This is a genomic window from Prevotella sp. P4-51, from assembly GCF_002251455.1.
Lineage (GTDB): Bacteria > Bacteroidota > Bacteroidia > Bacteroidales > Bacteroidaceae > Prevotella.
Map to the genome: position 1 here is coordinate 1 of NZ_NPJM01000043.1, position 10,840 is coordinate 10,840.

8 protein-coding genes are annotated in these 10,840 nt (G+C 53.7%); 4 read left to right on the plus strand and 4 right to left on the minus strand.

From position 1 onward, the window contains the following. Nucleotides 1–1,483 precede the first annotated feature (1,483 nt). The 4 genes from CIK94_RS05815 to CIK94_RS05830 form a co-directional block, all read right to left on the minus strand. Nucleotides 1,484–3,361: a beta-L-arabinofuranosidase domain-containing protein gene (locus tag CIK94_RS05815; protein ID WP_094421865.1), complete on the minus strand. Its 1,878-nt coding sequence runs from the start codon at nucleotides 3,359–3,361 to the stop codon at nucleotides 1,484–1,486. Nucleotides 3,362–3,543: 182 nt separating this feature from the next. Next, nucleotides 3,544–3,906 carry a 50S ribosomal protein L19 gene (rplS, locus tag CIK94_RS05820; protein WP_094386923.1) on the minus strand — a complete coding sequence of 121 codons (363 nt, stop codon included), beginning with the start codon at nucleotides 3,904–3,906 and terminating at the stop codon, nucleotides 3,544–3,546. A gap of 162 nt (nucleotides 3,907–4,068) precedes the next feature. Further along, nucleotides 4,069–5,337, minus strand: coding sequence for a hypothetical protein (locus tag CIK94_RS05825; RefSeq protein WP_144008312.1), 1,269 nt, complete (start codon nucleotides 5,335–5,337; stop codon nucleotides 4,069–4,071). Nucleotides 5,338–5,376: 39 nt separating this feature from the next. Then, a complete protein-coding gene (locus tag CIK94_RS05830) occupies nucleotides 5,377–7,137 on the minus strand; it encodes a DUF4091 domain-containing protein (protein WP_022310416.1) in 1,761 nt (586 codons plus the stop codon). A 217-nt stretch (nucleotides 7,138–7,354) separates the two neighbouring features. Between CIK94_RS05830 and CIK94_RS05835 the strand changes: the two genes are divergently transcribed. The 4 genes from CIK94_RS05835 (at nucleotide 7,355) to rhaD (ending at nucleotide 10,815) form a co-directional block, all read left to right on the plus strand. Then, nucleotides 7,355–7,915, plus strand: a complete 561-nt coding sequence (locus CIK94_RS05835; protein ID WP_022310415.1) for a LemA family protein — start codon at nucleotides 7,355–7,357, stop codon at nucleotides 7,913–7,915. 4 nt (nucleotides 7,916–7,919) lie between these two features. Then, nucleotides 7,920–8,921: a M48 family metallopeptidase gene (locus tag CIK94_RS05840; RefSeq protein ID WP_022310414.1), complete on the plus strand. Its 1,002-nt coding sequence runs from the start codon at nucleotides 7,920–7,922 to the stop codon at nucleotides 8,919–8,921. A gap of 184 nt (nucleotides 8,922–9,105) precedes the next feature. Next, entirely contained in the window at nucleotides 9,106–9,981 is an 876-nt protein-coding gene (locus CIK94_RS05845; RefSeq protein WP_094421869.1) for an AraC family transcriptional regulator, read from the plus strand. A gap of 24 nt (nucleotides 9,982–10,005) precedes the next feature. Further along, nucleotides 10,006–10,815, plus strand: coding sequence for a rhamnulose-1-phosphate aldolase (rhaD, locus tag CIK94_RS05850; protein ID WP_022310412.1), 810 nt, complete (start codon nucleotides 10,006–10,008; stop codon nucleotides 10,813–10,815). The last annotated feature ends 25 nt before the right edge of the window (nucleotides 10,816–10,840 follow it).

The following is a 10,840-nucleotide window of genomic DNA, read 5'->3' on the forward strand; positions in this document are numbered from 1 at the left end:
AAGACAATACTCAACTTTCAATAGGGTTAAGAGAATAAATTCAACCTTGACTAGGGTTAAGTAAAAAAACAATCAACTTATAGTCGGGTTAATGTAAAATCCATTCAACTTTTTTCAGGAAGGTACAGTAAGTGTTGCGATTCCCCAGCCCAGTGTTGCGGACAAAGACCGCTACCCTGGGTGCAAGTACGACCATTATAGCAACGCTGTAAGTGTTGCGTTTAGCCGCAGGCGTTACCGCACCAGGTTGATGGGCGGAAATATATAGGACGATATTATCAGATTGAGTATAACGCCTTCGGCTAAACGCAACTCCTACAGAGTTGCTTCTCTTTATTATGTCAGTACCCAGGGTAGAGGCGCTGTGCACCTCAACCCTGGGCTATAAAATCGCAACTCCTACAGAGTTGCCAGGGGTGCGTACCATCAACGATGGGCTAACTATATCCATTGCCCAAAGAGGCCACATCCCAACCTTCCCCAAGGGGAAATGCCATGGAAGAGGCCTGTTTCACCCGCGCAGTGATTAAGGGGATTAAGGTACACTTTCCCCTTGAAGAAGGTTGGGAATGGGCTCTCTTTGGCATCGCTGCAGGTGTCGCGCCTTACCGTAGGCATGATACTCAATCTGATAATACCCTCTTACCCATTCCTATTCATTTTCCTGCTGCAGGTAACGCCTACGGCTAATCGCAACTCTTACAGAGTTGCCATATTAGTGGGGGGCAGCTACCCAGGGTAGAGGCGCTACACGCCTCAACCCTGGGCTGGGGAAACGCAACTCCTACAGAGTTGCCAGGGGTGCGTACCATCAACTATGGGTTGATTATACATAATCAACGAAGACGCACTATCCGCAATGGACTTACCATACATGACCCTGGAGTGCGAGCCAACCACAATGGACTTACCATACATGACCCAGGGATGAGCACTATCCACAATGGACTTACCATACATGACCCAGGGATGCGAGCCAACCACAATGGACTTACCATACATGGCCCACGGATGCGAGCCTGCCACAATGGACTTACCATACATGGACATAGAGTCCACAAGCAGCAGCAACTCTGTAGGAGTTGCGATTACACAGCCCAGGGTTGCGGGCGAAGCACGCTACCCTGGGTATCTATATAATAAGGTGTAGCAACTCTGTAGGAGTTGCGATTAGCCGAAGGCGTTACCCGCAGCAGGAAAATGAATAGGAATGGATTGGTGGATATTATCAGATTGAGTATAACGCCTACAGCCAAACGCAACCCTGGGCAGGGAAAGCGCAACTCCATTACCTTTCGCTGCGCATTGCGCCGAGGCAGTAACCTTCGGTTCGGCGTTACTGCCACATGAGGGATGCCTCACATAACTTTCCTCAAGGGACATCAAACACGCAATCGGCATGCATTAAAAAAGGGGGAAGGCTCGTTGCGAGCTCCCCCCCTTTTAAATCATGTTCAATTGTGAGATTCCTGATATTAGTAGATTATTGTTTCTTGGGCAACCATGTACAGATTTTCTTGTCCTTCCAACCATCTACCGATGAGTAATCAACCATATGGATGTTGCCGTCGGTGGTGGGCACGAGGAACTCCATGCGGGTGCCTTCGCGTGTGGGCTTCACGGGGGTGATCTTCACCTCGCCGTTGGCATCTGCCACTACCTGTACAGGTTTGTTGTAATCAGCGTCAATATTTTCGTCGCGCGCCAGCACCATGGGGCCGTAGATGACAGCCTGGTAGTTCCATGCGTCGGGGTTGCTGCCGTGGGGCGCGTCGATGAGGCGGCATCGCATGTCAAAGGTCAACTCTATCTTGTCGCCCTTCTTCCACTTGCGTGTCAGGGTGAGATACTTGCCAGCCACTACGTTGTCGATGGCTTTGCCGTTGACCTTGACGATAGTGTTGGTGCTCCATCCGGGGATGCGGAGCATGAAGTCGTACTTCTCCTTCTGTGCCTCGTCGATGGTGATGGTCGCAGTGTTGGCGAGTGGGAACTTGGTGTCGATGGTGAATGTCACGGCGTTGCCCTTGAGGGTCTTGGCTGTGGCTGTGGCTGCGTTGTAGAGGTTTACGACGGGTCCGCGGTCGTTCTGCATCACGGCTACATAGGGTATATATGCCAATCCCATAGGTCCGCTCAGGTTGCAGCAGGTCACAGCCATGCCGTCGATGGTAGTACCCCATCCTCTGTCGGTCACCTTCTGACCGTTGAGCAGGTTGACGTAGCTGAATCCGTTGCCACCGGGCTTCATGGCACCGATGAGTCCGTTGTAGACATATTTCTCGATGAAGTCGACAGCAGAAGCGTCGCCAGTGATGCGCAGGATTTGGCTGCAGAGCTTCATCCAGGTCACTCCGGCGCAGGTCTCCATCATGCGCTCTATCTTGGGGTTGGTCTGCTCGAGGGCAGTATCGTCCCATGCCTCACCTCTCCACTTGGGATAGTAGGGATAGTCGGCACCACCGTTACCGATAATGGTAATCTCGTATTTCTTCAGGTTTTCAAAGAGGTTGAGCGTAGCCTGCTTCCACTTCTCCTCGCCGGTGCAGCGGTAGTACTCTACCAAGCCTTCATAGACCGAGAGCATCTCATAAGCCTTGGGGTAGCCATTGCCCATGAGTCGAGGACGTACGTTGTCGAGACTCTCCTGGAAGATGTTGGCGCCACGGCATCCGCCCTTCTTGATGAGATAGGTACAGAAGTCGAGGTAGCGCTTGTCGCCGGTGAGCTTGTAGATGCGCATCATGGGCTCCATCACCGAGTAGCTCTCGATGCCCGTGCGGCTCCATCCCTGGGTATTGATGTCTACCTTAGGAGCGTCACCTATCTGGTCTATCACGCTGTTGGCCTCGGCAATCATCAGTTTGAGCACGCGTGGGTCTTTCTCCACATGTGCATAGTACTGCGAGAGTCCGAGCATGATATATTTGCGCTCCCAGAGGTCGCCACCCTTGGCGTCGGGCTGTTTTTCTACGGGCGAGCAGGCTATAGCACCGTTGCTCTGCACATACTTGAACACCTTGTTGACGGTGTTGACCAGTATCTTCTTGAGTTCGGGGTCCTTGTTATATGCATAAAGCATGGCTCCACTGCGAACAGCCTTGGCCCACATCTCACCTACAGCGAAATTGGGTCGGTTGACGTTGTTATCGTAGAACTCCATGAGGCGGTCGTAGGGTACGACGCCCTTGTTCCAATGCTCCACACTGTTGTGGATGTCATTGTCGAAGTATCCATGGAGCTGGATGCTGTGGTCTGAGAGTGGAGAAATCAGGTCTTTAACTTTCTCGTTTTGCGCAGAGGCAGACAGAGCGAGCATCATGGCTGCTCCGAGGCATAAGGTCTTGGTGATATTAGTCATGTTACTTTCAGAATTTGGTGCAAAGGTAAATATATAAATAGGTAGGGCGCCGGATGTCGTTGTTAATAAATGTTATTCGGCTCAAAACATGTGCGCAAAATTGCGCAAAAAAAAGAGAGACACTCCCCGCATGAGGAATGTCTCTCTTTATTTCTTGGGTTTTACCCTTGGGGATGCCGTTATTAAGCGTTGGTGTTAACCACTCTCTTTTCACGGATGCGGGCAGCCTTACCAGTGAGCTTGCGCAGATAGTAGAGCTTAGCGCGACGAACCTTACCTACCTTGTTCACCTCGATAGAATCGATGTTGGGTGACTCGATGGGGAAGATACGCTCAACGCCTACAGTACCAGACATCTTGCGAACGGTGAAACGCTTCTTGTCACCGTGGCCTGAAATCTTGATTACTACACCACGATAGAGCTGGATACGCTCCTTAGAACCCTCGACGATTTTGTAAGCGACAGTTACGGTGTCTCCTGCACGGAACTCAGGGAACTTCTTGCCGGTTGCAAACGCTTCTTCAGCAACTTTAATTAAATCCATTGTTGTTTTTAAATTAAATATTGTTTGTCGTTCCAACCCAACATGGCATGACAACTCTTCCATCAACCAGCGGTTAGGCCGAAAAGCGGTGCAAAATTACTATTTTTTTCACTATGTACCAAATATTTAGGTAAAAAAACAGCTTCTCGGCTCCCATTTTTGTCACTCCCATTTGCCGGCCTTGAAGATTTCATAGAGCGCCTTGGACCATTGCGCATAGCCTTCTTTCTTGAGATGCGGGTCTTTCGAGAGATAATAGTCACGCACGTTTTTCAAATTGATACCACAGTATTTTCCCACTTCCAGCACTCGGCAGTTATAACGCTGGGCAATGGCACGCTGCACTGCGGAAAGCTGCATCCACTTGCGGTTGCGCTCGGTTTTCTCGAATGCCTCCTCGTCAAAGGAGCCGTCGGCGCGCAGCACTTCCGGTGCATTGAAATCAAAATTGAAATAAGAGGGCATGAACCAATAAATCTCCGTGTTGGGGAGGTTGCTCTTCAGATATTCCATCAGTCCTTTATAGCACGACCACAGGCTTACTTTATCCGTCCAGTTGCAACTTTTTGTCCAGCCCGAAGCATCCTTTCCTGTATAAAACACCACATACTCTTCCACACGAGGCCCATCGGTGACAGCTACTTGCAACCCGCTCTCCTTGGTGTCGACCCAGACCTTGTTGTTCTTGTCATAATAATAGGAGATGGTGAAACTGTTGTCGCCGTTGTCTACGGCCGACCACCCTGCTCCATAGAACTTGGAAGCTAACCACTCTCTGGTTTGTGCCACGCTCATGCCGGCAGGCAATGTAAGATTCACCCTCGGGCTTCTACCTACATGAAAACAAATTTCACCTCCACGCTTTGAGGGCGCGATGATTTCTATACGGTTGCCATGCCTGTTGGGATTGGCATAGGGGAATACCAGCATGTTGCCCGCAGCCCGTTGGGCTTTCGGAGTAGCCTTCAGAATTTTCCGCAGATTTTTCTCACAATAGGCCTTGGCAGCTTCTTTCGAATCCAGCACACTCTTGGCTGCAGTTCGCTTGCTGCCCTGCATCCAGGGTTCATCGTCAATACTTCCTTCCACACCCGTGTCAGGGTCTGTGAAGTTCATATCGTTGGTGTTGGAAATCATAATGATGTCGATGGGCAGACTATCCTTGAGTGCTACCAAAAGCTTTGCCCTGCCCAGAGTGCCGTTCATGGTAGCAGGAGCTGAATCTGAACCACCATAGGAAATGTACCTGCGGTTGAGTTTGGGGTAGAAAATGCATCCCGTTTGGTCAGCAAACTGTTGCTGCCAGGGCGTCCCGTCTCCCAAACTGTCGAAGAGTGTCCAGAATCCTTTCCCTTGCAAAATTTTCTCCTGCGCATGCAGCTGCCCCCATAGAGGCAACAGCATGACCCATACTACAAAAAGTTTTTTCATGATAAATGTGTTATTTGTTTAGTGAATAATGATCAGACGCTACTGGTTGAGCACACGCTGCAGGCGGCTTATACGCTCGCCGGTGGGCATCTGGGTGTGCTCAAGTCCGCCCCAGCCGAATACCTTCAGGGCTTCGTCGATGCGCTTCAGGGCGCGACGGTTGCCCTTGGCCTGTAGTTCTGCTCTGAGCAGACGCACCTTCTCGCAGCACTGTATGCCTTCGACCAGGCGGTCGAACCTCATGCTGCTGCGGCCACCGGGATAGACGATATAGGTGTCGCCGGCGGGCCAGGAGCGGAAGCGGGTGTCGCGCATGGGGTCGGCAGTCCAGCTGTTGTAAGCCCAGCGCAGCAGACCGTCGTATCCCTGCACCATGGCGTGGATGGGGATGAAGGCGCCCTCGGCGGGGTCGGAGAAGGTGAAGGTGTTGGGGAAGCTCTCGGTACAGCATATATAGCAGGTGGTAGACTGACCGCGGCTGCGGCGCTCGGCGATGATGCTGCGGTCGAGCGGGCTACCGTAGGGAACGCTCAGGTCGGCGAGCTCGTGCTCTATCTCCTTGTGGTAGTTGCCGGCGAGGGTGATGTGGAAGTCGGCATCGGCTTCGCGTATCACAGCGATAGCCGACTGCATATCTTCGAGCTGGCGTTCGTCCATAGAGATGGCGGCACGCTCAAACCAGCCACGCTGGCGCAGGTGTCGGGCGAAGTCGCGCAGGAAGGGCAGCCAGTAGTCGCGGTAGGCGGCGTCTTGCGGACGGGCGTTGACAAATTTCACCGTATTGGAAGCCTGGTCGTAGTAGTCGAACTGCAGCGCCCAGGGTATCATGGTGTAGCAGTCGATGGTGCCGGTGATGCCCACCTCGCGGGTCATGAACTCTACCCAGCGGTCAAACACGGTGTAGTCGTATTTCCACTGTCCGTCGACGGTCAGCGTGCGCTGTATCATGCTGCCGAAGGGGTCTTCGGTCTGTCCGTTCCAGGGGTGGTGCATGATGCTGGCAGTGATGGACTTCTGTCCGGCGTCGGCAAGCATCTTCATCACGGGGAGCATGGCGTCGAAGTGCTCGCGGCTCCACAGTTTCACGTTCATGACACGCGCCACGGCGTAGGGGTTCTGCCACAGGTCGAGGTCGAAAGCCCAGTCTTTGGGCGCAGGCAGCTGGCGGCTGCCCACCTTGACCTCGAGTGCCACTTCGGCCTTCTCGCCCTTGTCGCCGGTGAGGACTATCTTACCTTTATATATACCCGCGCGCGTGATGGCAGGCACCCACACGTTGACCCAAACTGGGCGGGTGGTGCAGCGGGGAATACGGTCGATGTGGGGACCATAGACCATGTCGGCGACCATCGACGAGTCGAAGTCGGCCTTGTTGGGACGGTGGCCGCAGTTGGATTTGCCGTTATGGTTGAGCTCGTCGGTCATCACATATCCCACAAATCCGGCGTTGACGGCCTTGGCGTCTATCACCTCTCTGCCACAGGTCAGGGCTGTAGCCTCTACGCGTGGCGATACGATGTCGTGGCGCGTCCATACCACAGCCTGAGCCATGACGCGCTCGCCAGCCCATGCGTCGAGCCTCAGGGTCTTTGCCATGCGCCCACGGGGCACGTTCATCTTGGCGTAGCGGACATCGGTGGAGCCCCACGCCATTTGCACTGCATCGGGCACGCGCGCCCATACCTCGTTGCCGTCGTGCGGCTTGGTGTCGGTCAGTTCGCTGGCCACCAGGGTGTCTGTCTGTGCCCACATCGGAGCCACATACAACAGGAGAAACAGAGAGAATAGTGTCTTCTTCATACCTTGTATAATTATTGTCAGTAGACAAAGTTACTACAAAGTCAAGACAATGCAAAGGAAAGTTCCAGTTAATTTGCCCTCTACCCTGCCCCGAGTGGCGGCGGTGAGGGTGGCGGCGATGAAAATCTGCACCTGTTTACATTCTTTAAGCCCGAATAGTTGGGCGGTTGTCGCTTTTTTGGTAATTTTGACCTATATAATTATAAAGATTAAGAATATGACATGGATTATTGTTTTGGTAGTCGTCGTACTACTCGCGTTGTGGCTCGTAGGCCAGTACAACAACCTGGTGCGCATGCGCAACAATCGTGAAAATGCTTTCGCCAACATCGATGTGCAGCTCCGTCAGCGTTATGACCTCATCCCCCAGCTGGTGGCTACCGTCAAGGGATATGCCACCCATGAGAAAGAGCTGCTGCAGCGCGTCACCGAGGCACGCACAGCCGCTATGGGAGCCACCAATATCAACGACAAGATAGCCGCCGACAACCAGCTTACCGGTGCGCTCGCCGGACTGAAGGTGCAGCTCGAGGCCTATCCCGACCTCAAGGCCAACCAGAACTTCATGCAGCTCCAGACCGAGATAGCCGACATCGAGAACAAACTGGCTGCCACCCGCCGCTTCTTCAATTCGGCTACGCGTGAGCTCAACAACGCCGTACAGGTGTTCCCTTCCAACATCATCGCCCAGATGTTCGGTTTCCACAAGGAAGTGATGTTTGAAATCCCCCAGACCGACCGTGAGGCTATGGACAAGGCCCCCGAAATCAAGTTCTGAGCCTATGCAGTATGTTGGTATGATGACGCAGATACGGCGCAACAACCTGCGCAGCGTGCTACTTCTGCTGTCTTTCCCGCTGATTATCCTTGCCACGGTGTGGGTGTTCCTCGCCATCATCCAGTCGATGGGCGCGCCACCCGCTGACGCCTATGGCAATGTGGCTGCCGAGGTAGACTACGACGCCGTCAACCGCTCCTTCGTGGCCATCGCTCCCTGGGTGGTGGGCATCGTGGGTGTGTGGTTCCTCATCGCCTACTTCGCCAACTCCTCGATGGTGCGTGCCGCTACGGGAGCCCGCCCGCTCACGCGGAGGGAGAACCCGAGGGTATACAATATCGTGGAGAACCTCTGCATGACCTGCAACATGGATATGCCCCAGATCAACATCGTCAACGACCCTCAGCTCAACGCCTTTGCCTCGGGCATCGACAAGAAGAGCTACACCGTGACCGTCACCACCGGACTGCTGCGCGTGCTCAACGACGACGAGCTGGCGGGAGTGCTGGGCCACGAGCTCACCCATATCCGCAACCGCGACACCCGTGTGCTCATCACGAGCATCGTCTTCGTGGGCATCGTCTCGACGGTGATGAGCGTAGTGATGCACATGATGTTCAACGCCATGTTCTACGGCTCTCACAGCCGCAGCCGCGACGAGAAAGGCTCGGGCGTGAGCATCATCATTGTGATGCTCGTGGGCGTGGTCTGCTGTGCCGTGGCCTACTTTTTCACCCTCATCACGCGCTTTGCCATCTCCCGCAAGCGCGAGTATATGGCCGATGCCGGTGGCGCCGAGCTCTGCGGCAATCCGCTCGCACTGGCTTCGGCACTGCGCAAGATATCTGGCGCCCCCGGCTTGCAGGGTGTGCAGCGCCAGGATGTAGCCCAGCTCTTCATTATCCATCCCCAGGCTCTCACGAGCGGCATGATGGGCTTCTTCGACTCGCTCTTCAGCACCCACCCCGATACCCGCAAGCGCATCGCGATACTCGAGCAGTTCTGAAACCACTCTTCTGCCGACAATCATCACCGAGGGAGAGACCGCCAGACGGCATGTTGCCATGGTGGTCTCTCCCTTTTTGCGTGCCCCGAGCATGAAAACAGCAGCCGTAATAAAAATATTGCCAAAAAACGAAGGTCGATTGGTGGAAAATAAGTAACTTTGTACAAACAATCTAATCAACATCATGCAGAAAAGCAAGTATTTGGTAACCAACGAGCGCGACCAGCTCTGGGGACTCACCATCAGTACGGTGGGTTATGAAGAGATAAGCAATGGTGAAGAGTATCCCACCAGCGGCCATGCTGACGGCTATTATTTTGATGTCAACAAGGGTCGTGAACTTCATGAGTATCAATTGCTCTATGTCACCCGCGGCGAGGGAGTCTTTGAGACTACCAACCAGCGACCGACCCGTCTGCGCGAGGGCGACCTCTTCCTGCTTTTCCCCCATGAGTGGCACACCTACCATCCTGGTCCACAGGGATGGAACTGTTATTGGATTGGTTTCAGCGGCCGCAATGTCGACGACCGCGTCCGTGCCGGCTTCCTTACTCCCCAACACCCCATTTACCATGTAGGTTTCTCCGATACCATCACCCGTCTCTACGACGAGGCTTACCATGCCGCCGTCCAGGAGGCAGCCTATTCGCAGCAGTTGCTGGCAGGTATAGTCAACCACCTTATAGGTTTGATGTATTCGCTCGAGCGCAATATCCTTCTGAGCAAGAACAGTGAGCACGTCGATATGATCAACCGTGCACGTTTCATCATGCGCAAGGAGGTAGAGAGCGACCTCACCGTGCAGCAGATAGCCGAACAGCTGGGCGTGAGCTACTCCAGCTTCCGCAAGCTCTTCAAGGAGTATACCGGCATCTCGCCCGCGCTCTACCAGCAGGACCTCAAGCTGCAGCGAGCCAAGGAGCTGCTCTCCACCACCGACCTCTTCGTCAAGGAGATAGCCTATATGCTCAATTTTGATTCGCCCGACTACTTCTCTTCCAAGTTCAAGCGGAAGACGGGACTCAAGCCGAGCGACTTCCGGAATATAGATAGAAAATAGAGTTATACATTAATCATAAGAATCATGAAAAGTATTTTAGACGGACGCCCTCTCCTGAAGAAGGAGATTGACCAGATAGCCGAAGTGGCTGGTTATTTGTGGCAGAATGGATGGGCTGAGCGCAATGGTGGCAACATCACTGTCAATATCAGCAAGTATGTGGATGACGAGATGAGGCACATGCCTGCCCTCGGCGAAATCAAGCACATCGGCATCACGCTCCCCCATCTGCGTGGTTGCTACTTCTACTGCAAGGGTACCGGCAAGCGCATGCGCGACCTCGCCCGCTGGCCTATGGACAACGGCAGCGTCATCCGCATCCTCGACGACTGCGAGACCTATGTCATCATCGCCGACAATCTCGTCCAGCCTACATCAGAGTTGCCCAGCCACCTGGCCGTGCACAACCGTATGATAGAGAAGGGTTCACCCTACACCGCCACGGTTCACACCCACCCCATCGAGCTGGTGGCTATGAGTCACAACAAGAAGTTTATGGGCAAGGATGTGCTCACCAACATCCTTTGGAGCATGATTCCCGAGACCAAGGCATTCTGTCCGTTAGGTTTGGGCGTAGTGCCTTATCAGTTGCCCGGCAGCCTCGGACTGGCAGAGGGAACTCTCGCCGAGCTCGAAGACTACGACGTGGTATTGTGGGAGAAGCACGGCGTCTTCGCCAAGGGCCTCGACGCCATGGATGCCTTCGACCAGATTGACGTACTCTCCAAGAGTGCCAAGATATACATCAATGCCAAGTGCATGGGCTACGAGCCCGATGGCATGAGCGAAGAGCAGCTCAAGGAGATGACCGTGGCATTCAATCTGCCTAAGTAGGATACAACTGAAAGCCCCACCTCAA

Coding starts and splice junctions, on each gene's coding strand:
- CIK94_RS05815 (WP_094421865.1), bottom strand. CDS start 3,361: ATGACTAATATCACCAAGACCTTATGCCTCGGAGCAGCCATGATGCTC.
- CIK94_RS05845 (WP_094421869.1), top strand. CDS start 9,106: ATGCAGAAAAGCAAGTATTTGGTAACCAACGAGCGCGACCAGCTCTGG.
- CIK94_RS05835 (WP_022310415.1), top strand. CDS start 7,355: ATGACATGGATTATTGTTTTGGTAGTCGTCGTACTACTCGCGTTGTGG.
- rplS (WP_094386923.1), bottom strand. CDS start 3,906: ATGGATTTAATTAAAGTTGCTGAAGAAGCGTTTGCAACCGGCAAGAAG.
- CIK94_RS05825 (WP_144008312.1), bottom strand. CDS start 5,337: ATGAAAAAACTTTTTGTAGTATGGGTCATGCTGTTGCCTCTATGGGGG.
- CIK94_RS05840 (WP_022310414.1), top strand. CDS start 7,920: ATGCAGTATGTTGGTATGATGACGCAGATACGGCGCAACAACCTGCGC.
- rhaD (WP_022310412.1), top strand. CDS start 10,006: ATGAAAAGTATTTTAGACGGACGCCCTCTCCTGAAGAAGGAGATTGAC.
- CIK94_RS05830 (WP_022310416.1), bottom strand. CDS start 7,137: ATGAAGAAGACACTATTCTCTCTGTTTCTCCTGTTGTATGTGGCTCCG.